The organism is Paenibacillus sp. VTT E-133291 (genome assembly GCF_002264395.1).
Classification (GTDB): domain Bacteria; phylum Bacillota; class Bacilli; order Paenibacillales; family Paenibacillaceae; genus Paenibacillus_AQ; species Paenibacillus_AQ nitricinens.
Genome location: NZ_NFVA01000013.1, coordinates 1 through 24,769, shown reverse-complemented (window position 1 = coordinate 24,769; position 24,769 = coordinate 1). Strand labels below are relative to the sequence as shown.

The 24,769-nt window shown below is 44.3% G+C and carries 17 protein-coding genes; 6 read left to right on the top strand and 11 right to left on the bottom strand.

Annotated elements, in window-relative coordinates; genetic code table 11:
* Positions 1-23: 23 nt before the first annotated feature.
* The 3 genes from sufC to CA598_RS08165 all read right to left on the bottom strand — a co-directional run bounded on the left by sufC (position 24) and on the right by CA598_RS08165 (position 2,129).
* Entirely contained in the window at positions 24-806 is a 783-nt protein-coding gene (sufC, locus tag CA598_RS08175; RefSeq protein WP_042186351.1) for a Fe-S cluster assembly ATPase SufC, read from the bottom strand.
* A gap of 313 nt (positions 807-1,119) precedes the next feature.
* Positions 1,120-1,581 (bottom strand): Dps family protein, encoded by a 462-nt coding sequence (locus CA598_RS08170; RefSeq protein WP_094870368.1) that lies wholly within the window; start codon positions 1,579-1,581, stop codon positions 1,120-1,122.
* A 245-nt stretch (positions 1,582-1,826) separates the two neighbouring features.
* Positions 1,827-2,129, bottom strand: coding sequence for a YunC family protein (locus tag CA598_RS08165; protein WP_094876186.1), 303 nt, complete (start codon positions 2,127-2,129; stop codon positions 1,827-1,829).
* 215 nt (positions 2,130-2,344) lie between these two features.
* Between CA598_RS08165 and CA598_RS08160 the strand changes: the two genes are divergently transcribed.
* Positions 2,345-2,872, top strand: coding sequence for a hypothetical protein (locus CA598_RS08160; RefSeq protein WP_094870366.1), 528 nt, complete (start codon positions 2,345-2,347; stop codon positions 2,870-2,872).
* A gap of 77 nt (positions 2,873-2,949) precedes the next feature.
* Here the strand turns inward: CA598_RS08160 and CA598_RS08155 are convergent, their stop codons facing one another.
* Positions 2,950-3,336: a DUF423 domain-containing protein gene (locus CA598_RS08155; RefSeq protein ID WP_094870365.1), complete on the bottom strand. Its 387-nt coding sequence runs from the start codon at positions 3,334-3,336 to the stop codon at positions 2,950-2,952.
* 169 nt (positions 3,337-3,505) lie between these two features.
* On the opposite strand from CA598_RS08155, the gene CA598_RS08150 reads away from it, so the two are divergent.
* Positions 3,506-3,967 (top strand): hypothetical protein, encoded by a 462-nt coding sequence (locus tag CA598_RS08150; RefSeq protein WP_094870364.1) that lies wholly within the window; start codon positions 3,506-3,508, stop codon positions 3,965-3,967.
* An 86-nt stretch (positions 3,968-4,053) separates the two neighbouring features.
* On the opposite strand, the gene CA598_RS08145 is transcribed toward CA598_RS08150, so the two are convergent.
* Complete coding sequence (locus CA598_RS08145; protein ID WP_094870363.1) at positions 4,054-4,521, bottom strand: hypothetical protein; 468 nt, start codon at positions 4,519-4,521, stop codon at positions 4,054-4,056.
* Between the two features lie 204 nt (positions 4,522-4,725).
* Between CA598_RS08145 and CA598_RS08140 the strand changes: the two genes are divergently transcribed.
* The 4 genes from CA598_RS08140 (at position 4,726) to yhbH (ending at position 15,296) form a co-directional block, all read left to right on the top strand.
* Complete coding sequence (locus tag CA598_RS08140) at positions 4,726-5,370, top strand: methyltransferase domain-containing protein (protein ID WP_094876185.1); 645 nt, start codon at positions 4,726-4,728, stop codon at positions 5,368-5,370.
* Between the two features lie 121 nt (positions 5,371-5,491).
* Positions 5,492-12,229, top strand: a complete 6,738-nt coding sequence (locus tag CA598_RS08135) for a DUF7507 domain-containing protein (RefSeq protein WP_094876184.1) — start codon at positions 5,492-5,494, stop codon at positions 12,227-12,229.
* Positions 12,226-13,911 (top strand): DUF11 domain-containing protein, encoded by a 1,686-nt coding sequence (locus tag CA598_RS08130; protein ID WP_094876183.1) that lies wholly within the window; start codon positions 12,226-12,228, stop codon positions 13,909-13,911. The genes CA598_RS08135 and CA598_RS08130 overlap by 4 nt, the downstream gene beginning before the upstream one ends.
* 221 nt (positions 13,912-14,132) lie before the next feature.
* On the top strand, positions 14,133-15,296 hold the full coding sequence (yhbH, locus tag CA598_RS08125; protein ID WP_094870413.1) for a sporulation protein YhbH: 1,164 nt from the start codon (positions 14,133-14,135) through the stop codon (positions 15,294-15,296).
* Positions 15,297-15,545: 249 nt separating this feature from the next.
* Here yhbH and melA read toward each other — a convergent pair whose 3' ends face one another.
* The 6 genes from melA to CA598_RS08095 all read right to left on the bottom strand — a co-directional run bounded on the left by melA (position 15,546) and on the right by CA598_RS08095 (position 24,012).
* Positions 15,546-17,051, bottom strand: coding sequence for an alpha-glucosidase/alpha-galactosidase (gene melA, locus CA598_RS08120; RefSeq protein ID WP_094876182.1), 1,506 nt, complete (start codon positions 17,049-17,051; stop codon positions 15,546-15,548).
* 118 nt (positions 17,052-17,169) lie between these two features.
* Positions 17,170-18,102 carry an AraC family transcriptional regulator gene (locus tag CA598_RS08115; protein WP_373455813.1) on the bottom strand — a complete coding sequence of 311 codons (933 nt, stop codon included), beginning with the start codon at positions 18,100-18,102 and terminating at the stop codon, positions 17,170-17,172.
* A gap of 164 nt (positions 18,103-18,266) precedes the next feature.
* Positions 18,267-20,321 carry a methyl-accepting chemotaxis protein gene (locus CA598_RS08110; protein ID WP_094876181.1) on the bottom strand — a complete coding sequence of 685 codons (2,055 nt, stop codon included), beginning with the start codon at positions 20,319-20,321 and terminating at the stop codon, positions 18,267-18,269.
* Positions 20,322-20,417: 96 nt separating this feature from the next.
* Positions 20,418-21,260, bottom strand: a complete 843-nt coding sequence (locus CA598_RS08105) for a sugar ABC transporter permease (protein ID WP_042186333.1) — start codon at positions 21,258-21,260, stop codon at positions 20,418-20,420.
* Positions 21,257-22,570, bottom strand: coding sequence for a sugar ABC transporter permease (locus CA598_RS08100; RefSeq protein ID WP_094876180.1), 1,314 nt, complete (start codon positions 22,568-22,570; stop codon positions 21,257-21,259). The genes CA598_RS08105 and CA598_RS08100 overlap by 4 nt, the downstream gene beginning before the upstream one ends.
* A gap of 107 nt (positions 22,571-22,677) precedes the next feature.
* Positions 22,678-24,012, bottom strand: a complete 1,335-nt coding sequence (locus CA598_RS08095; RefSeq protein WP_094876179.1) for a sugar ABC transporter substrate-binding protein — start codon at positions 24,010-24,012, stop codon at positions 22,678-22,680.
* Positions 24,013-24,769 lie beyond the last annotated feature (757 nt).

Below are 24,769 nucleotides of genomic sequence, written 5' to 3'. Positions count from 1 at the left end.
GTTCTCCTCCTTCCTGGCGTTTCTTACGCGTCTTGCCCTACTGTTTCGTCTTCGATTCCGAGTTCTTCTTTAATCCACTCGTAGCCTTCAGCTTCCAGACGTTGTGCAAGCTCAGGACCACCGGATTTGACAATTCTACCTTGCATCATAACATGTACAAAATCAGGTTTGATGTAGTTCAAGAGACGTTGATAGTGGGTAATAACCAGGAAGCCGCGATCTTCACTCCGCATGGAGTTTACGCCTTCGGCAACAATTTTCAAAGCATCAATATCAAGACCAGAGTCAATTTCGTCCAGAATCACGATTTTTGGATCTAGCATCATCATTTGTAGAATTTCGTTACGTTTCTTCTCACCACCGGAGAAGCCTTCGTTCAGGTAACGGTGTAGGAACTCAGGATTCATGTCCAGTTCTTTCATCTTCGCTTCCATAAGACGGATAAAACGAATCAAAGAAATTTCGCTTCCCTCTTCACGACGGGCATTAATGGCAGAGCGCAAGAAATCGGAGTTTGTTACTCCAGAAATTTCACTTGGGTATTGCATAGCAAGGAAAAGACCTGCACGTGCGCGTTCATCAACCGCCATCTCCAGAAGATCTTCACCTTCAAGTGTTGCTGTTCCTTCAGTCACTTCATATTTAGGGTGACCCATAAGAGCTGACGCCAAGGTACTTTTACCTGTACCGTTTGGTCCCATGATGGCGTGAATTTCGCCACCTTTCATTTGAAGGTTAATCCCCTTCAAAATCTCTTTTCCCTCAATCGTCGCTTTAAGTCCCTCAATGACAAAATCTGCTGCCATAATATTATTCCCTCCATTGATCGATTTGCGAAATCAAAAGTTGTATTGAAACAGGATGATCCTGATTCCCAGCACAATTAGATTCTATATCACATTATAATTATTATAAATTGAATCACAATGATTATCAATGATTCTCAACAATTTTATAACAAAGCCTGTTTTTTTACAAATATCTCTTTTTATTTTGCCTATGATATACCGCATAATTTCGCTATTTTTAGCGTTGACTCCAAGTACAACACAATGATGATCAGGTTAACGCAAAAAATAAGACCTCCCGCAGGAAGCCTTATTTCATGCGCTTTATCGTTTAGCTAAGAAAGGAACGCAGCATCCATTGATGTTTCTCAAGATCACCACGAATTTTAATAAACATGTCGGAGGTTGGCTGATCCTTAATTTCCTCAGCAAGCTCAATGCCTTCTGTCAACTCTTCAGAAATAGTAGCGAAGTCTTCAATCAGAGACTGGACCATTCCACGTGTATCCTCTTTACCCGTAGCTTCTTGAATCGTTGCCAATTCCAGATATTCTTTCATCGTCGCAGCGGGACTTCCCTTGATGCTTAGCAGACGCTCTGCAACTTCATCCATTTGCAGCGTCACTTCATTATATAGATCCTCAAATTTCACGTGAAGAGAGAAGAATTGTTCTCCCTTTACGTACCAATGAAAATTATGGATTTTAACGTACAGTACATTCAAGTTAGCAACCTGACGATTCATAATTTGTTCCAATGAAGTTGTATTTACTTTATTAGATGCTTTAGCCATGAGATGATCCCATCCTTATCCTTTATATTTACCGGGCTGCTTAATCCTTCGTCCGGCAGCAACTTGTCTATTCTTAATTTACCCCTTAGCATGTAAGACGAAACAAGAAGTACCCTTCCATAATATCTCTGTTTCAATTATTTACACTAGAGACACTCTCTATAATGTTCAATTTGTAATTCTTTCCAAAAAAAACACAAGAGGCCATTGGCCTCTTGTGTTTTGGATTTTGTAAGATGGTTCACTCAGACCATGAGAAGTAATGCATCCGCACCCGTCATACCGGGTACGATACCTAGACGCTCCGCTTCAATGGTAACCGATTCCAATGGGGCAGCTAACAGCTGGGACAGCGTACGTACACCAACCGCCCTGGCTGCGATAATATTCCGATCACTAAGCTTTTCATTGAGCAAACCAACATCCAGCGCACCACACATTATATACCCTCGGCTTGTGTTGATTGAGAGCAGCGTTGTTTTCGGAAGCTTAACCTCTACCCCGATCAGCGTATGTTCACCTACGATAATGGGCTCCATAGTAACCAATAGCAGCACCTCCTTTATTCACCAACCACGATGTATATGTATGCTTCACTCCCTGCTGATGTGCAGTTGGTAGTCCTAGGCTTTTCGTAAAAAACACAGTACCTTGGTCCCATTTTCTCTAATGTCAGGTATATGATTATTACTTGTTTAATGTTATAGTTTATTTACATTCTTATAATTGTAAAGAAATGTTCAAACGAAAAGCTGGGGGATCTATGGACGAGAAACTACAACACACAGACGGCAACTATTTATTTAATGTCGACATCCTGATTAATGCCCGTACCAACCCGCTTGCATTGCAATATCTGCTTGAAATGTTGAACAATAATGACAAAATCACAGATTTCAACATTAACTCCGGTCTTGAATTAGGGAGAACCATTGACAGCTTGCTTCGTTCTGCCAAACTAGCCTTGAATCAAAGCTCTGCTCCTCCCACTTCATTTAAGCTGCCTCCAAAGACCGCTAAAAAGCAGCTCGATAAACCGATAGATAAACAGGCAGAATTGCCTGCACAGCAGTCAGCTATTGAGACACCTGCTGATGCATACGGGAAAATTCGACAGTATATTCAGAACAACCAATTAGTACGCTTACGAGCGAATCGGTACGGAAAACAAGTGTCCATGCCCTGTCGTATTTTAAATTTTGATGAAGCGGCCAACTCAATTAGTGTCTATCACGTGGATGAGAAACAGGTATACAGCTTTAATTTAAATGAGATCGACGAATTCCTGTAAACGTATACGTTACATAAATAAGCATCCGCCCCTAAAAGGAACGGATGCTTATTTATCAACTTCTTTAATTTGATCGCTTAGGATGCCTCTTTGCTGCGTGAGAATGCTTCCACAGCCAAACACAACCAGCCTGCTATGAAGCATACACCACCAATAGGTGTAATCGCTCCAAGCACCTTAATCCCGGAAATACTTAGTACATACAAGCTGCCCGAGAACAAAATCGTGCCTGCTATTAATAGCCTTCCTGCCCAGCGTAACCGGGTGCTTTCTCCCCATTGACCCACAGCCAGCGCTATCAGAATTACACCCAGCGCATGTACCAAATGATACTGTACACCCGTCTCATATACCTTCATATATTCTTCGCTAATAACAGGTTTTAATAAATGAGCGCCAAAAGCGCCTATTCCTACTGCCAGCATTGCTAGCACAGCCCCCCAGGCCATAAGTTTCCGTTGCATGTGATTACAACTCCTTAATATTAGACTTCTTCTATCATAAACGATTACCGATTGCTTTTTCCAGCAGCCATTTACGAATTAGCCACAATCAGGGGTTGCTTTTTTAGCATCAATATGAAAAAGTGGATATAAACAACATTTCATTCTTATCTCTCAAGGAGTGCAACCTATGAACCTTAATTCTCTCTCAAAATCTGACGCGCCTACAGCAGAGGTAGGAAATACCCAACCTGATCTGAGCCAACCAAGTGCTGGTTCGTCGTCTTCGTACCAGAAAGCAGATCATGATCTACAACACTCTGGACCTGGTATTGCTTCTTTCATCATCAGCCTCGTGACCATAATGGGTTATGCAGCTCTCTTCATCTTCATTATTATGAAGGCTTCTTCCATGGTTAACGAGAATTCGAATCTACTAGCCGAATCCTCGCAGTCCATCATGCTTCTTGGAATGACTGTTATTATTCTTTCAGCTCTTAATGTAATTGGTGTTGTCATCGGCATTATTGGACTTTCCATCCGGAAGAGACGGAAAGTGTTCGGTATCATAGGCACAATCATTAATGGTGTGATTCTCTTACTCTTTATGTTGCTTATTACTATTTTCTTAGTCAATGCCGGGACGTTATAACGTTTCTATCAGATTCCATAATAAAAGGGCTGTTCCTGAATTTAATCAGGGCAGCCCTTTTATTATTCCTATAATGATAAAGTTCTTTATTTTGCAAGGGATAGTTTCGAAAGGATCCGCTGTTTAACTGTAGCATCGCCATCCACTGCTTTTTCTACATATTCAAAAACTACAGCATCATCCGTATTTAACTTCTCAAGAACGCTCTCCATACCAGCTGTGATCTCAAAAGCCGTAGGACCTTCTTTGGTCTCAATCTCAACAGAATGACTATCTATTTGTCCGACGTAAACGCCTGTTCCTTTAAGAATTTTGGCTTCTGGATTTGTAGTAGGTTTGGGCGCTGGAGTACTAGGATTCTCTGTGGGTGCAGTTGTACTCGTACTTTCTGTAGGTACGGGTGTGCTTGTGCTCTCCTCTGTTGGTACTGGAGAAGCTGTTGCAGTTGGTTCTGCAGACGGCTGTGCCGAATTATTAGTAGCGCCGCAAGCGGTTAGGGCTAGTGTTAATGCTGCTATTGCAGCTATGGCGGGTAAGGAACGTTGTTTTTTCATGGTGATTGCCTCCTCTATGTTTAGCGGTTATTTTCAAAGTCATTTTGACAAGCCTACTCTATAAACGTTTTCAACTCTGCTAAGGTTTCATAATACATTACTTTTTAATAACTTCCATTTTTTAATAGGCATCCGCCGGATGCAGGCTGAAGCGAGATTAATACAATAGTGTTGAGCCTGATTTATCCCTAAGGAGTGGTCCCCTTGAGAATCGATATCGGCTGCGGATCCAGTAAAGAAGCAGGTTATCTCGGAATCGATCGTATCGCGGGTCCCGAGGTGGATATTGTCTGTGACATTAGCCAAGGCATCCCTTTACCGGACAATACCGCTGAGTTTGTAATGGCTAGTCGTGTACTACCCTATATCGACGATTTATCCGCGGCTATGTCGGAAATTCACAGAATTTGCATCCACAAAGCCATTGTTTGTATTCTGGCCCCGTATGCCCACAGTTTTGTTCATATGTCCAATCCTTCCTTTAAGCAGAAGTTTGATGAATATACTCCGAGGTATTTCACAGGATCCTTTTTTCAGCCCCCGTCCGGTCCAGTATGCCCATCGATTCCTGACTATCCAATCCCTGTGCCGCCGTTCGATTTTCGGTTAATGCGGATGGAGCTTTTCTATCAATACCCTTATGAAGATCCACTTTATGAAACAGAAGAACTAGAAATACTAAAGACGCTTCAAGCCAATGTTGTGCATGAGATCATGTACCATTTCACCGTAATCAAGGCAGAAATTTCTATTCATGAGCTGGAAATGATGAGTAGAGGGCATTACGCTGAACCCCGTGTTCTTATGAAACGCAGGCTAAAATCACACGATAGACAAAATTTCCTATAATTTATTGATGGGACATACAATTATACCCGAATTACATCATAGGCTAACATACAGGTATTAACTGTGCCGTCCTGATTATGGGACGGTTCACTTTTTTAAAAGCAAATTAACCTCGAAGGAGGTGAGAATCATTCCACTAGTCGTACGGGCAACGATCAATGCGACCGGTGCTATCACATTTACGGGCAACACACTTGGACTTAGTCGCTCCGATACGGTCGGAGTGCCAGGGACACTAGACAGCATCGGCGGTTTCACCACTGTTAACACTACATCTATTTTTGGCACCTATCCCAATGGAACTACAAGTCTTTATACGAGCAACAGTTCATCCGCTATACTGGTCCTGCCATCAGGCAGCACTGTGCTATATGCAGAGCTGATATGGGGCGGAACCTATATCAATGGAACCGTAAACCTCAGTGCAGCAATAAACAACCCTGTCTCTTTGATAAATCCTGCCGGGAGTACGTTCAGCATAACTCCCGATGCAGTAACTAGTAATACTGTTGATTTAGGAAATGGCGCATCTGCATATGTTCGTTCTGCTAATGTCACCAGTATTATTTCACAAGGCGGTGCCGGAACCTACACCACTGGTGGTGTAGTTGGCACGATCGTTATTCCTAGTGATTCCACAGCTAACCATGCGGGCTGGACACTTGGTGTAATCTATCAAAATACATCCTTGCCCTTCCGTAATATGTCCTTACGGGCAGGTGCAATACTTGTACAGGCAACTTCAGCACCAGTCTCTACTACAATAACAGGCTTTGCAACTCCAATTACAGGTGCACTTGGAGGTAGGGCACTATTTAGCGCACAGGAGGGTGATGCGAACCGTTCGGGAGACCAGGCATTGTTCGGGCCTACATCAACAACGCTCGTAGCTTTATCAGGACCCAATAACTTTTCCAACAACTTCTTCGCTTCACAGATTAACAACGATCTAGGTGTACTGGATACCACTGGAACATTCGGAAATCGCAATCAAACAAACGGAAATCCCGGCACCAACATCATCGGTGGCCGACAAGGCTGGGACATTACTAATGTCGACGTGTCAGCCAGACTTGCAAATAATCAGTCTTCAGCGATTTTACAATTAACTACCTCCGGTGATGCTTATGTACTTAATGGAAATGCCATACAAGTAGATATTAATGCACCTAAAATAAACGTTACTAAAAGTGCCAATGTGTCCGGTCCGATTGTCGGAGATACGGTAACTTACACTGTAATCGTCAGTAATACTGGAACAGCGAGTGCGGCTAGCGTCGTTTTATCAGATGCGCTGCCAGCAGGATCGACCTTTGTCACCGGAAGCGTTGTAGTGGCCGGCGTCGCAAGGCCCACCTTTGACATTACAGCAGGAATCTCTTTGGGGTCATTGGCTCTGAGCACTTCAATAACGGTTACATATCAAGCTAAAGTCACTTCATTACCACCAAGTCCGCAGAATATCGCTAACACCGCAAATGCTGCTTTTACATTTCAAAGTGTAGCTGGCGGTTCTATCATGACGGGGGTCATTCCATCCAATACGGTAACTTTACCCGTATATTCGCCCATCCTTAACATTGTAAAATCAGCAAATACTGCAAATGCGACCGTCGGAGATCAAATTACCTATACACTTCAAATCACCAACACTGGTAATATCGGTGCGCTAACAACAGTTACGGATAATATTCCTACGGGGAGCTCTTATGTTGCAGGTAGCTTTACCGTCAATGGATCTCCTGTCGCTGGAAATCCAGCTACAGGAATTGCTATTGGGACGATCGCTGCTGGAGGCAGCTCTACTGTTCAATTTCGTGTCTTAGTCAACAGCCTTCCATCTCCACCGCAACTGGTCGACCAAGCAAGCGCTGCTTATACCTTTCAGGTTCCAGATGGGCGAATTATTGCTGGATCAGCCTCATCCAATACTTTGTCTATTCCAGTGAGACTCCCTAATGTTGCCGTGGTCAAAAGCGCAGGATTTGCTGATGTCGCTGTTGGCGATACACTCCTTTATACCTCCGTTATCACTAACAACGGGATCGAAGCAGTTACTAATGTCATCCTTACAGACACCATACCCACTGGGACTTCACTGGTTTCGGGAAGTGTTACAGTTGCAGGGACGTCACAACCCTCTGCAAATCCAGGAACAGGTATTACTGTTGGTTCAATCGCTGCAGGGAGTTCGGTTACCGTCACCTTTCAGGTCAATGTTATCTCATTGCCTAGTCCAGCACAGCTATTAAACAAGTCTACAGCATCCTACAGTTCAGGAGCCTTTACTGGTATTTCACTTTCCAACACAACTACGACTCCAGTATATCAACCCAGCATTCAAATTGTTAAAAGCTCGAACACCGCTAGTGCAACCGTAGGTGGCAATGTTCTTTATACGTTAAATGTTCAGAATTCTGGAAATATTGGAGCTGCTGTAACCTTAACCGACAATATTCCCTCAGGGGCTACCTTTGTATCGGGTAGTGTGACTGTAAACGGAGTCGCACGACCAACAGATTCTCCACTTACAGGCATTAATCTAGGTACAGTGGCCTTAGGAACTGTTGTGCCCGTAACATTTCTAGTCACTGTCCAATCTCTTCCTTCACCACCTGTTCTGAACAATCTAGCCAGTAGCAGTTACACCTACCAATTACCAAGCGGCAGATCCTTATCCGGAACTAGCCAATCAAACACCGTCAGCATCCCTGTCTCTGCCCCTAATGTTACGCTAAGCAAAACCGCAAGCGTTGCAGATGTCGCAGTCGGAGAGAATCTGACTTACACAATCACAGTGTCCAACACAAGTAGCGTAGCTGTGAGTAACATCGTCGTCTCTGACCCCATTCCTACTGGAGGCACCTTTGTAGCAGGTAGCGTTATTGTTGGCGGCTCATCGGTGCCAGCCGCAAATCCAAATACAGGAATATCTATTAGTAGTATCGCTGCAGGCAACTCTACAACACTTTCTTTTAAAGTGAACGTTTCTTCTTTACCAAATCCAGCACAGTTTGCAAACAGAGCCAGCGCTTCTTTCACCTCCGGTGCCTTTACCGGTTCCTCACTCTCGAATACAGTAGTAACTCCTGTTTATCAACCGATCATTAGTATGGTCAAAAGCGCGAATACAGCTCAGGCATCCGTTGGGGGATCTTTGTCTTACTCGATCCTCATTAGCAATACAGGAAATATTGCAACCACACTACTATTGACTGATACGCTTCCACCCCAAGCTGTATTTAACGCTAATAGTGTAATCATAGGTGGAACACCTTTACCCGGCTACAATCCTGTAACCGGCATTCCTGTAGGCCCATTGGCACCAGGTGACAGTGTGTCCGTAAGCTTTCTGGTCACGATAACTGCATTACCACCTACACAGGTGTTGCTAAACTCCGCTTCAGCAACATATAGCTACACCCTCCCAGATGGGCGTCAACTTGGAGGAAATGTAGTGTCGAATACGCTCTCTGTCCCTGTTTCTGCACCTAACGTCAGTGTCATTAAAAGCGTGAATGCTACTGACGCCGTTACAGGTGATATCCTTACATTCACCTCTGTATTGACGAACAACAGTATTGCTACAGTTAGCAACATCATTCTCAGCGATCCACTGCCTGAGAATGCAGCTTTTATTCCCGGAACCGTAATTGTAGGCGGCATTACCCAGCCGCTAGCAGTTCCGTCCGCCGGCATTCCAATCGGTAGTCTGGGTCCAGGCGCCACAGCTACCGTAACATTCGAGGTGAGGATAACGATGCCGATACCATCACAGATTAATAATCAGTCATCCGTCAGTTTTACATCCGGTGTATTCTCCGGTTCTTCTTCATCTAACATTACTAGCACACCAGTCACTCAACCACAGATCTCCTTATTAAAAAGTGCAGTCGATGGAGATGGAGATGCCGATGCACTGGTTGTAGGTGATACAGTCATCTACACGGTGGTTGTAAGTAATACAGGTAATCTTGCTGCAAATGTAACTTTAACCGATAACATTCCTGTTGGAACTGTCTTTAATCCTAACAGTGTTATTGTAGGAGGCATGCCGCAGCCAGGTGCAGCGCCCGATACCGGCATAGCTGTAGGCAGTGTGGCGCCAGGGGCCAGTATCCCTGTTAGCTTCTCTGTTAATATCGTGACGCTGCCATCACCACAACAAATCAGCAATCAAGCTTCTGCAAGCTTTACCTTTACCCCTCCTGACGGTAGACCTTTAAGCGGAAATGCTGTATCTAATACAGTCACACTACAAGTCTCAGCTCCTAACATCATCGTTGCCAAAAGCTCAACCTCAACTTCCGTAGCGATCGGAGATACGGTCACTTATAACGTAAATATTACAAATAGCGGTATAGAAGCTGTCAATAGCGTAATACTTAATGATCCAACACCAACCGGTGCTGCTTTTGTAACAGGTAGCGTATCCGTGAATGGAGTGCCTTTTCCAAACCTGAACCCTTCTTCGGGGATATCAATTGGTACCCTAGCGCCTGGAGCTTCGACTCTAGTTGCATACAGTGTTATCGTGACCTCTGTTCCTCCTACTGCTTCACTTATCAATAAGGCATCTGTAACCTTTACATCAGGTGTTTTTTCCGGTTCGACTTTCTCCAATACAGTTACCATTCCTGTGTACCAGCCGAACATCTCGGTCGTCAAAACAGCAAGTACGAATAACGCTACAACAGGTGACGCTGTTAGCTACACCCTGACCGTGAGCAACACAGGGAACTATCCGGCAAGCTTAATCATTACGGACAATATTCCTGCGGGTACTACCTTCGTTCCGAATAGTGTACTCATTAATGGACTCCCCTTAGCGCAAGCGGATCCATCTACGGGGATTCCAGCTGGAGTTATTGCACCCGGTGCCACTACTGCAGTAGTATTCACTGTTGATATCACCTCACTGCCCAATCCTCAGCAGTTGGTCAATCAGGGTACCGTAGCCTATAGCTTCACATTGCCTGACGGCCGCACACTTGGTAGTTCCGTCCTATCCAATACAATTACTATCCCTGTCTCTTCACCAAATCTGGCTGTAGTAAAATCTACACCTACCACATCAACAACGGTGGGTGATACGATTACCTATACGGTTACGATTACCAATAACGGAATTGAAACGGTGAATAACGCCGTCTTCACGGATGCCCTTCCTGCGGGTACTACATTTGTATCCGGCAGTGTTCTTGTTAATGGTGTGCCTCGTGCGGGGGGCAGCCCTGCCACGGGGGTAACCTTAGGCAGTATCGCACCAGGTGTAACCGTAACTGTAGCCTTCACGGTGAACACAGTCTCATTGCCGCCTTCAGGTCTACTAAATAACCAGTCAACCGTTAGCTTCACCTCAGGAGTACTCTCTAATGTAGCCTTTTCTAACATTGTATCAACGCCTATTTATTTACCGATTCTAGCCGCAGCAAAAAGCTCCAATACAGTTCAAGCGACCGTCGGTGATACCATAACCTATACAATTAACGTAACCAATACAGGGAATTACGGGGCTTTAGCTACTCTAAGTGATACCATCCCTTCCGGAACGACTTTTGTGCCTAATAGCGTACTTATTCAAGGCGCTCCGGCTCCAGGAGCAGATCCTGCAGCTGGCATTCCACTTGGTGTAATATCCGCAGGTGCAACACTGTCTGTCATGTTCTCAGTACTCATTACAACACTGCCAGCAAGCCAGCAGCTGATAAACCAAGCTTCCGTAGCCTTTGCTTACACCTTGCCTGATGGTCGGACATTTAACAGTTCGATCAATTCCAATTCAACTTCGATTTCCGTATCTTCACCAAATGTCATCGTAACTAAGTCTTCACCAGCTACAGATGCCGTTGTTGGCGATACTATTACCTACAACATGACGGTTACCAATAGTGGAATAGCCAACATCAACAACGTAAATATTAGTGATCCAATACCGGCTGGATCTACATTTGTCACTGGGAGTGTGCTCGTTGATGGTATTCCACATCTTAATGCCAATCCTGCGAATGGCATCTCACTCGGCACCATTGCACCGGGCGTTTCAGTCAATATCTCGTTCAACACTATCGTCAATGTGCTGCCTAATCCTGCTACGTTAACCGACCAAGCTTCCGTAAGCTTCACATCTGGGGCATTCTCAGGATCTTCATTCTCTAATACGCTTGTTATTCCTGTTTATCAGCCTATCATCGTTGTTATCAAAGGTGCGGATAGAACTGCTGCAACTGTCGGAGATACGATTACGTACTCCCTGAATGTAACGAATACTGGTAATCTCACAGCAAATGTAGTCATAACTGATACGATTCCTAGCGGAGCTATCTTTGTTCCAAATAGCGTACTTGTTAACGGAGTGCCGCAACCAGGATCCGACCCGTCTACTGGATTAAATATTGGAGCAGTTGCTCCGGGAAGCACAATAACAGTGACCATAACCCTTCAGGTTACAGTAGCTTCTCTTCCGTCACCGCAGCAGTTAGTCAATCAAGCTTCATCAACGTTCTCGTTCACACCACCAGATGGTCGTCTACTCACTGGAACTTCAGTTTCGAACGTCTTAATTATCCCTGTTTCTTCTCCGGATGTAAGTGTCGTTAAGAGCACTGCCTCTGTAGATGCTGTGGTCGGCGACATCATCACTTATACAATTGTTGTTACCAATTTGGGAATTTCACCTGTGAATAACGTCATCATGGTTGACCCTATCCCAGCAGGCAGCCAGTTTGTAACAGGCAGCATCACTGTAGACGGAACCCCACGACCTAATGGCAGCCCGGCTTCCGGTATTGCCATCGGAACGATTGCTGCTGGTGCTTCCTCAACCATCACCTTCCAGGTTCAGGTAGTAGCGTTATGATTCCCGGCTCACGTACCCAGCCTGTCGTAACCAATCAATCTATGGTACTCTTCAACTCGGCAGCGGGTGTTGACGGCATTGTCTATTCCAATACCGTTAACACCCCGGTCGTGGGCCCCGTGCTTTCATTGCTGAAGAGTACAGACAAATCCCATGCCTCATTAGGTGACACTCTAGTGTATACCATTACAGCTTCCAACAATGGAAACACAGAAGCTGTGGTAACTGTGTACGACACTCTTCCAGAGGGTGTATCCTTTATTTCTAACAGCGTGCTTAGAGACGGTGTGCCTCTCCCAGGGGCTACACCGTCTTCAGGCATAACGCTAGGTTCCATCGCTCCACAGAGTCAGGTGAACATCGCCTTTCAAGTCGTTATCATCTCACTGCCTTCTACGCTTGTGCTACAAAATAAAGCACTAGGCCGTTTTTCTTTTGCTACACCGGAGGGAAGAATCATTAACGGGGATTTATATTCTAATTCCGTATTCGTTTCTTTGCTTTCGTATCAGCTCTCTACCTCGTTGACCGCAAGCACTCCGACCTCTTTTATAGGCGATGTAGTTACCTATACATTACGGCTCACGAACGAAGGTAACAGCCTATTAAATCAAATCAGCGCAACGATATCTATTCCGAACGGAGCTGTGTTCATTCCAGGGAGCGTCATTGCAGGTGGAGTCTATTATCCAGAATCAGATCCTATGCAAGGAATAGGAATCGGTCAGCTTGATAAAGACCTAAGTATTGATATTTCTTTTCGTGTTCGAGTGACTGAGATCCCTCCATCCTTGGACCTGACTAATCGGGCAACTGTCATTTATACCGTCGATGACGATCCCAATATAACCGAGAGTAACACCGTCGTTGTCTCACTTGTTCTGGCAGGTGTCACCATCAGCAAGAGAGTAGATCATGTTACAGCAGCTCCAGGTGACAACCTAAGATATGAACTAACTGTAAGCAACAGCGGGAACTTGGCCGTAAATGCAATCCTGACGGATGCTATTCCTCCCGGCACTCTTTTCGTATGGGATAGTGTTCTGTTAAATGGAGTCATGCAAAAAGGAGCCCGTCCCGCAGACGGCATTCAGCTTGGTACTTTAAGAGGCGGAACTTCAGCAGTCGTAGTCTTTCAAGTGAGCGTCCCCGCAGCTATAAACATTCAGGCCATCGGAGCTGTACAAAACCATGGAAGTGTTCAGTATACTTTTGTACTCCCGGACGGACGAACAGTAAGACAAACCTCTCGTTCCAATACCGTTACTACCTTAATCGTCACACCTGTGATTTCTCTCGAAACTCATGCAAAGCCTACCCTTGTGGAAGAAGGAGAACATGTCCAGTGCTGGGTCTCCCTAACGAATAGTGGGAATTGGCCAGCAAAAATATCCCTTGATCGGCTATCACCGGAGGAATGTCTTATTGATCCTAGCAGTATTGTGATTGACGGAATTCCAAATCCACAATCTTCATTTAACGGTATCTTGTCGCTAGGGACAGTCAAAGGTGCTGCTACTGTAAACATCCATTATTTTGTCAGGGTAAGTGAACATGTAATGATCCGTTTCCTTAAAGGCTTAGTAACCGCTCAATATTCTTTCAATTTGGATGGACGTGAATATGCTGGCGAGAGCCAGTCGAACAGTTATACATTGACCGTGGATGAGATCAGCGAATAAGAAATCACATATCCCCCATCCCCATGAATATACTTTAGTTACAACCCAAGAAGAAACGACGTTGTCATCTTCTAAAGACGATAACCGTTTCTCGTAGAAATATAAGGATAATGGATAGGGTAAAACCTATACTTTCTTATATTTTCAAAACATCCTCACAAAGTGAGGCTTTGCAAAAGGTTCCCTCGATTAACATTTATATTCCATGGGAGGTGGTCATCCTGTCGCATTCATCTGGTCCCTTTTCCTTTGTAGTCTCAAAAGAAGACTGGTCCCTTCATCGCAAAGGCCATCAGGATCAGGAGCGTCATCAACAAAAGGTCAGAGAAGCTATTAAGGATAATTTGCCGGATCTCGTGACCGAAGAAAATATTATTTTGTCAGGCGGTAAGCAGATTGTTAAGGTTCCGATTCGCAGTCTGGATGAGTACCGAATTATTTATAACTTTCGTAAGCAAAAGCATGTAGGACAGGGCGACGGGGAAAGTCAGGTCGGCGATGTACTTGGGCGGGATTCACAGTCTGCACAGCCCGGCAAGGGGGAAAAAGCAGGCGATCAACCTGGTCAAGACACCGTGGAAGCAGAGGTCAATCTGGAGGATCTGGAGGACATCTTGTTTCAGGATATGGAGTTGCCACATCTGAAGCCCAAGAATAAGGAAGAGATTGAGGTTAAATCCATCATCTTCAACGATATCCGTAAAAAAGGCATGATGTCCAACATCGATAAGAAACGTACCCTGCTGGAGAATCTTCGGCGTAATGCAAGCAGAGGAAATCCCGGCATTCACAGCATAAGTCCTGATGATCTGCGCTACAAAACATGGGATGACATTCGAACGCCTCACTCCAATGCGGTCATTATTGCGATGATGGATACGTCAGGTTCGATGGGATCTTTTGAAAAATACTGCGCCCGCAGCTTCTTCTTCTGGATGACCCGTTTTCTGCGCCGCCAGTATGAGAAGGTAGAGATTGTCTTTCTCGCCCACCATACGGAGGCCAAAGAGGTCAGCGAGCATGATTTCTTCACTCGTGGCGAGAGTGGGGGAACCATCTGTTCCTCAGCCTATCAAAAAGCGATTGAGATTATCGATAGCCGATACCCGCCAGCGCAGTACAACATTTATCCGTTTCACTTCTCTGATGGCGATAACCTCACCTCCGACAACGAACGTTGTGTGAAGCTAATTGGAGAATTGCTAAAACGAAGCAATATGTTTGGTTACGGGGAAGTGAATCAGTACAACCGCAGCAGCACACTAATGTCCGCTTATCGTCATCTGAAGCACGAGCAATTCATGCATTATGTCATTAAAGACAAAAAAGAAGTGTACCAGGCGCTAAAGACCTTCTTCAGTCAAAAGGGTACTGTAACTTCATAATCACCTATACATGAGTATCCCATCAGTCATTTCATGACTTTTGGGATACTCATATTTTGGGGATTCCTCTACCCAGCTTGGGGGCTCCAAGGTTCGGAGCTATCGGATAGAAACCCATATAAACAGCCTCCACATCCCAGTGCTTGGGAGGGGAGGTTGTTTATATAAAGGAGCTCTAATCAACTGTCTGAAGCCGTCTCACAGTGCCTTTGTTATCGCTTCTTCCAAGTGTGCTGCACCCACTACAATCTAATGAGCCTTTTCCCTATCCTTGCCTTTGTCAGACTCACCGGCATTTCTATTCGCTGTATCCCGGTCCTGCATCATCTCTTCCACCGTTTTCACCTTCAGGCGAGCAGCGCCTTCGTTATTAGTCTTCGTTGGAATCAGATTTCCTGTAGCTAAGCGCTCCTTCGCTTGTGCAATGGACTCGCTGTATTGTGGCAGCCACTGCTCCCCAGCTACGAGCATCTCATCGACCATCTGCCAGATTTCTTTCGGGTTACATACGGCACCCACGAGCGGATCCATCATAAAGGCTTGACGCAGCAGCTTGTCATCGCCATGCACCGCGGCTTCGACGGCTAGACGCTGCACTGAGATACTAACGTTGCACACCGCTGCGAGACCAAGCGGTAATTCTCCCACAAACGGCATCGATATCCCGTTCCGGTCCACATACCCCGGTGCTTCGATGATCGCATCATCCGGCAAATTAGAGATCACACCATTGTTCACAGTGTTAAAGTGACCTCTGTACACTCTGCCCGTTTCCAATCCTTCAATAATAAAAGAGCCATGCTCTTCTCCACGATTCTCCCCCGTATACTCCAGTGCCGGGTCCTTCATCCAATTCGGAAAATCCGTTTCGAACCAATTCCGCCCTTCAGTGCAGACACGTAGATATCCGCCAGTCTCTCCGTTAATCCAGCTTCCTAGGTCGATCCAATCCATAATTTCATCGCTCCGTTTACGGTACCATGGCACATATTCACTTAGGTGACCATTGGATTCAGTACTGTAATATCCAAACCGGCGCAGCATGTCGATCCGAACTTTTTCTGTGCGACTGAATTCTGGATGATTCTCAAAAGCTTCTAAAAGACCTTCGGTCAAATCCTTTCCCTGATGACTCGCTGAAATATACCAGGTCTGGTGATTGATACCCGCACAGATAATATCGACTTCTGACTTCTTCAGCCCATACACATCTGCAATTTGCCCATGCCCATGCTGCACTCCATGACACAGACCAATCGTCCGTACACCGCCGTATTTGTTGCAAGCCCAAGTCAGCATAGCCATAGGATTCGAATAGTTAAGCAGGAGTACATCCGGCGCAGCCATCTCCCTAATATCACGGCAAATATTCAGCATTTCCGCAATCCCGCGCTGACCATACATAATGCCTCCTGCACAAAGGGTATCCCCTACGCACTGATCGACGCCGTATTTCAAAGGAATATCCACATCTGTAGCAAATGCTTCCAGCCCACCCATACGAATAGTACAAAATACGTACTTGGAATCCTTCAGGGCTTCTCTTCGATCCGTCGTTGCCTGGATTTGAATATTTAATCCATTCTCTCTAATATCACGTTGGCACAGTTCGGTAACCATCTCCAGGTTGTGGCTATTAATATCCATAAACGAGACTTCAATATGATTAAATTCCGGCACGGTTAGTAAGTCCCGCAACAATCCACGGGTAAATCCAATGCTGCCTGCCCCAATAAAAGACACTTTAAATGACATCCTTATCATCCTCCGGTAATGAATTGATTGTTCCTGTCCATTGTAGCAGGGGCGCTAGGGAAAGCGTAACCAATATCATGACCTCTTTTGAAGGAAGGTGTCAAAAATCCTAACTTGTCTATTGAACATCCATCTCTTCATAACTCCAAGCATGACGCTCAATGGAATTACGATATTCTACGGGTGTGCAGTCAGTATATTTCTTGAAGAGGAGATGAAAATATTGTCTGCTACTAATTCCTACATAATCGGCAATTTCAGCAATCGGAATATCACTTTGCCCCAGCAGCATCTTCGCTTTCTCCATTCGCAGCATATTCAAATAATCACTGAGTGTCCTACCTGTATGTGACTTAAAAATACGATGCAGATATCCGGGATGCAGATTGACCGCGGCAGCGATATCCTTAACCTGAATACTCTGGTCGTAATTCTGATGCAGGAATTCGATACTACGCCGCACATAGAGCTGTGACGGCTGTTGACTGGCATGAAGCTGATCCTGTCGCAAGCTAGATAATCGAAGCAGAAGCTCACAAAACAATAAGTCGACCATACTTCCACCTTTTCCGCCACTTTGATCAAGCTCCAGTACAAGTCCTTTTAGAACATGATAAATTTCCTCCGGATCAGGCATGACTAGACTGGAAAAGGGAACCTTTAACCATTCAGCAAGTGCCGCTTCTTTCCGAGCTAGCTTGCCGATAGATGGAGCAACCCCTGTATATTCCGTAAATCCAAACTCCACATTCAGCATTCTACAGGGCGCCCCATCCTCGACAATCAGTCTGTGCGGAACATTCGCATCAAGGATGATCAATTCTCCCCGCTTTAATCTAAATCTCTCTTCTTGCCCCGCTCTCGGGTGAACATCCACGACACAGCTCCCTGAGATCAAATACATAATTTCGGTTGAATTATGCTGATGGTAGGACATATAGTAATTGTTCCATTGTTTATAATAGTAAGCAAAAAAATGAGGACTATAATCCCCTTCAATTAATGCCTGCTGAAAAAGACTCCCACTAAGACTTAGATGCAAATTTGTCAATCGATCACTCTTTTCTACTATTAAAATGTTAATCCAAGTGTATCTCCCAAACTCCTTCTAAGACAAGAAGAACGCCTTAAAGTCATTAAGTTAAAAAAACGAGCAAAACTCCAATACATAGGAGAGTTGCTCGTTTTATTGTTTTTACTAATAAGATTTAATTCTCATACTTGAAAAGAAACCATAGATTGCTTAAGATCTGCTGCTAAGCTCTCTAGCTTTTGAGATAAAGCAACAAGCTCCTCACTTACAGTAAACTGCTGTGAGGACATCGAAGCTACCTCCTCTGTCGAAGCCGTTGTCTGCTGCACTATGGCACTGACACTCGCCATGGATTCGCCTAATTGACGCTGAAACGCTATCAGTTCATGAATAGAAGATGAGGATTCATTAATATGTCCCATGAAGTGTTCCATTTCCTCTTTCACACTGGCAAATATCGTCGATGACTCCCGTACGGAAGAAATCTGTTCACGAAACTTTGGAGCGGTCTCATTGATATCCTTAACGGTGTTCTCAATGTGTAGACCAATCTCTTCTGTAATCTTGGAAACCGATTGAATCGACTCATTCGATTGGTTAGCGAGCTGTCTGATTTCATCCGCAATCACTATAAAACCTCTGCCTGCCGCACCCGCTCTTACCGCTTCTATAGTGGCATTTAGTGCCAAGATATTGGTCTGCTTATTCACGGCTATCATAGGACTAAGAATACTGCGAATTAAATGTGTACTCTCTCTAAGCTTATTGGAGTTTTCTTGTATCCGATTGAACATCTCCACCGTAGATTCACTCTGCTCTACTAGCAGCTTCATCAGCTCTGTCCCCTGATCACTAACCTCGATAACCCGCTCCGCAGAAGCGTCCATTACTGTATTCAATTCAGTTACTTGGCTCATTTTACTGCCAATGATTTCGACATTATGATGGCTTCTTTCTGCTTCAGCAGCAAGGCTGGCGGCTCCAAGTGCAATCTCACCCGTAGCAGACGCGACCTCTCTGGCATGAAGTGAGGTTGTACCTGATGCTTTAACTAATTGTTCCGAGGTACCCAGCACTTCATCCGCTGACATCTCACTCTGGCTTGCAAGCAGAGAAATTTGCTCCATCATTTTGTTGAAGCTTTGCCCAAGCCGGCCAATCTCATCCTTACCTTTAAAATTCGTTCGTACCCGAAGATTTCCCCGTTCGCCATCTTCCATTAAAGTCGCCAGCTTACCCAGAGGACGTCCAACCAAACGAACCAGAATATAACCAATTAACAGGGCTATCACGGCAGCTGCCAGCACCACAGAGAACGTGATATACAGAAGCTTGTCCGCCGACTTCGTAAAATCACTGACCGGTGCATAGCCCATGAGTGTCCACTTCGCAGTTTTTAAAGGCTGATACACGACAAGCTGCGGACTTCCGTTCTCATCGGCTGCTGTAAAAGAATGTTTCTTCTCTACATCTTGCTCATCTGTTACTTTTATGTAAGAGGGTTGACCCAGTTTAGCATGATCCGCACCATAAACTATGTTACCTTCTGTGCTCAAAATTCGAATCTCACCCGTAATTCCAATCTGAAGATTAGACAACATTTCGGTCATGGCCTTGCCTTTAACTTCGATCAGCATATAATACTCCGCTTCAGGATGTACAAGATTGCGAAGCAATCTCCCCATAGTTAAAGTAGGTTCAGTATAAGCATCAAAGAAGCCCTTCTCACGAACCGGAAACCACACTGGCTCCCCTTTAGCATCTGCAATTTGTTTCAGTCTTTCAGCAATACCTTCATCACTACGAAGGCCACTAATGCCAGTAGATTTATACGATTCCGTTTCTTCCAAGCTCTTAGATACCAGTCTGACGCCATACATCCGTTCATCTGATCCTTTAACTAAGTCTAGCTTTCTACGAATCCGATCTTCCGCGGAAACTTTGGCTACCGTTGTAAGTTCTCCACTTTTTATGTTTTCCAAATCACCTTTTAATGCGGAGTCGAGGGCAAACTGCCTTGAGAGCGCTTCGTATTCTGTTAGGACAAAATCCAGCTTGTCCGCTGCTTGAACTACAGACTGCGAAGAGGCTGCGGCAACCTCATCTGTAATGATATCTTTAGCAGCATAATATGAAGTCAATCCTAGTACAGAGGATAAGAGCACTATGGAGCTAAATAGAATAACGAACAGTTTTATTCCAACGGATCTAAATTGTAGAGTCCATAGCTTTTTCATTATGTTCACTCCCTATGATGGAATAAGGGTACAGCCTTGCATTTCTGTACAAAGGCTGTACCCTGTTCATTCTTTAGTATAAAGAAGCGAATTCGTTTACCCCTTACTAGCTCCTGCAGTCAATCCATCAACAAGCAGACGTTGCAAGAATACAAACAAAATCATAATTGGAATAGAGATCAGAACAGCACCGGCAGAGAACAAAGTAAAGTTAGTATTTTGGTTCGAGTTAACCATATCCCACATTCCGACTGCGACGGTCCAGTTCTCCTTCGTCCGTAAAATAAGTCTGGCGAAAATAAAATCCACCCAAGGACCGACAAATTGAGTCAGCGCCATGTAAGTGATCATAGGGCGTGACAAGGGAAGAATGACTCGCATAAATATCCCGAAATTGCTCGCCCCGTCTATTCGAGCCGCCTCATCTAAAGAACGAGGAATCGTATCGAGGAAGCCTTTCGCGATAAATGTTCCCCCGAGCGGCGCCCCAGCCGCATAAACGATAATCAAGGCAATATGTGTATCCAGCAAATTAAACTCCTTAAGGAGCATATAAATAGCAATCATACTCATAAAACCAGGGAACATACCAAGAATCAGAACGGTCGATAACGCTGTTTTACGCGCTTTAAACCGGAATCTGGATACAGCGTAACTGGTTAACAAGGTAAGAACTACACCGATAAGCATGGAGAATACGGCTATCTTCAATGTATTCGCATACCAAGTTCCAAACATATAGCTCGGGGATGTGAACAATTCTCTGTAGTGATCGAAGGTGAATTGCTCAGGGATAAACGTTTTACTGTACAGTGATTTACCAGGTCGGAAGGAAGCAAATAAAATCCAGAGGGCCGGATAGAGGGCCGCTATCGACAAAGCAATCAAGATGATGTAGCTACCACTTAAGCGAATAAAGTTCGCGATCTTTCTGCTCATTGGATCATATCCTCCTCTTTGAATGATTTCGTCCGGCGGTAATTGTACAGGGAGAATGATGCAACAATGATAAAGATAATAATCCCTATTGCCGAAGCCATGTTGTTTTTATTCTGATCAAGTGTTAATTTGTATAGCCAGGTTACTAGCAAGTCCGTGGAACCGGCATATTGATAATCACCATTTACAGGACTACCACCTGTTAATAGGAAGATCGCATTAAAGTTGTTAATGTTACCTGCGAACTGCGTAATTAAAGTAGGCGCGGTGGAGAACAAGACCATCGGTAACGTAACAATACGGAACTTCTGATAACCTGTTGCTCCATCCACCTCAGCTGCTTCATACATATCCCGAGGAATTGTAGTCAGCACGCCCATAATAAGTAACATCGAGACTGGAATACCAACCCACATGTTAACAATAATTACGGTAACCTTAGCCCAGAATGGATCTGTCAGCCATGGCAATCCACCCATTCCAAAATATCCGAGGTATTGGTTGATAGGGCCGAATTGACCGTTAAATAAATTGCGCATGAGCAGCAAAGAGATTAACTGCGGTACTGCGTAAGGCACAATCAGAATAACTCTCCACATTCCTTTGAAACGAATACCCTTTTGGCTCACCAGTAAGGCTACCAATAGTCCTCCGAAATATGTAGTAATCGTTGAAAGAACTGCCCATATAATCGTCCACGTTAATACGCCATAAAAAGTGTGACTCCAGGTTTTGAGAACTAATAAATTACGGAAGGTCTGAAATCCAACCCAGTCCACCAATTTAGCGGGTGGAAGATGATCAGGTGCGGAATAGTTCGTAAACGCTAGCAGGATCATGAAGATGATTGGCATGATCGTAAAGAACAGAACACCAATACCTGGCAAGACCAAGAACGTCTGAGCGAACTTATAATCTAGTATATAGCGAACACTTTGTTTAAAGGTGTTTGCCTGAAGACCGTTATCGCGTTTCTCTCCAGTCTTATAAGCATCTTTAATGTTCAAATACCAAGCGAGGATTATGATGATAAGCATTAGAATGGTGATCAAACTTTGAATCAAAATATAGATCGAGTGATCCCCAGCTACCATCTTAGCGATGCCTTTTACTTTTACCAAACGGCTAGGGTTTTCTCCTAGTGTGACAAAACCCCATAAAGCCGTAGCAAGATTCTGAATAAAATAATAAACAGCGGCGGCTTCTACAACTAAAAACATGATTCCTTTGATGAATTGGCGGTTATATATTTGTCCCAATCCCATGAAAATCGTCGACAGTACTGCGGCCCTCGTGCGATGTCGCTGCATTTCGCTTCCGTTCTCCTCTCCGAGTGAAAATAAGAAGCTGCCCTCCGCTAAACATGCGACGGGCAGCTTGATTCACTGTATGCTGTTAAGACTGTGATTTATGATCCTTATTGCGATGAACTGTTGTTCAAATCCTTGATTTGTTGAACGGCTTTGTCCATTGCTGCTTTTGGATCCACATTTTTATCCCAAATTTCTGGAAGCGCTGCATTCACAGGGCTCCAAACGTTACCCATTTCAGGGATAGAAGGCATTGGTTGGGAACTCTTAGCTTGTGCTGCAATAGCGGATACGAATGGATCGTTAACAATTTGTGGATCAAGAAGCGCTTCGTTGTTTGTAGGAACAGAACCGATCGTTTTGTTCAATAGCAATTGAGCGTCTTTGCTTGATGCAAAATGAGCGTACAATTTAGCAGCATTCGGATATTGAGTAAACGAGTTAACTGCGAAAATTTTGATACCAGAGAATGTGATAGCTGTTTTGCCATTCACTGTAGGGATCGGTGCGATACCAAGGTTATCTCCAAGAGCGGCTTTGTATCCTCCAAGCTCCCAAGGTCCTGTAATATCCATCGCTACATCACCTGAGGTGAACAAGCTGCGTTTGATATCAGCGTTGATATCTCCGCTCTTAATTGGCAATGCTTCTTTCATTTTCACGAATTCTTTAAGTCCTGCAACAGCTCCGTCATTAGCAAGTCCGATATCGTCTTTATCTGTACCGTCCTTACCAAACAGATATCCACCATCGGAAGCGATAAACATGTAGTTGAAGTACAAGTTTCCTACTTCCCACATAATTCCGTATCTGTTCTTGGATTTATCGGTGAATGTTTTGCTGAAAGCAAGAACATCGTCAAAAGACTTAGGTGCTTCTTTAACGAGTGATTTATTGTAGAACAATGCATAAGTTTCTGCTGCTCTTGGGTAACCATACAATTCGCCTTCGTACGAAGATCCGATAATCGAAGCTTCAGTATTGCTGGCTTTTGTTTCTTCACCGAAGACATCGTTTGGAAGAACCAAGCTCGCACTTGCCGCTTTACCTAAGTTGTCGTGAGGAATAAGGATAACGTCTGCAGCTAATCCTGAAGGACCATCTTGCGTAAGTTTAGTTACTTGATCTGGTGGTGCCAACTCTTCGATCTTGACTGGAACGTTATATTTCGCTGTGAACTGCTTAGCAATTTCATCTGCGAATGGTCTTTCTTCCTTACTTTCCCATACGACTAGAGTCGCTCCATCTTCAGGGACAATCTCACCTGTTGCAGCTGCATCTGTGCTCTCTGGCGCTGCAGTCTCTGTAGTGTTGTTAGCAGCATTAGTAGCTTTTGCTGCATTGTTTCCCCCGGCATTCCCATTGTTGTTCGAACCACACGCTGTAACGGACAGTGCCATAGAGACAGCAGCGGTGATAACCATCACTTTTTTCAACTTCATTACTTTAACCCCTCCCAATTTTAAAAAAGAATAAGATGGTAAAATAGTAGAACCAGAAACTTGCGCAAACGATTTCAGAAAAGCTAAAAAAAAAGTTATTCTTTTAGCTCGCTCCTTCTTGAGGTGCAATTCGCAGTGCAAGAAAGCGCTTCATTCATGAATACATCATACAACAGTATCGTTTGTTTTTAAAAACGTTTGCACATACCATATTTGACCATTTTCCATTAATTGATAAAGACTATAGGCATTTATCTCCATTTTTCACATGATATCTTTTAATTAATCGATAATTCATGTGTTTAAAAATGGAATTGTTATTTTATTTGCCCCTCATATCCCACAAATTCACTTTTCCTATAGATTTACAATTATCTGAGCGTAGAAACGCGCATATACTTAAGTGAAAATTTGTGCAATGGTTTGAACAAGAGTATTGAAAGCCCTTTTATTCCATGCTATAATCCAAATCGTTAAGAGGCACTCCAACATGAATCAACGCATCTATTGTCTGCCTCCTGTTTTATATAACTAAAAGGCAATGTTACTTATGAAAGGTACAACCTCGGACAAGCTACTTCGCGGCGGTTGTGCCTCTTTGTTATGTGCAAGATTGCCTCATCATTTGCGCATGTTGCATAAAAAACTGTGCAACCAATAACAATAGCGACATTCTAACCTCCACGCGCTGTGGTCAATGGTTCGGAAAAGTATCGCTCACAAAACTTAAGCGTATGCTTTCGAGGTAGTTTTGCCG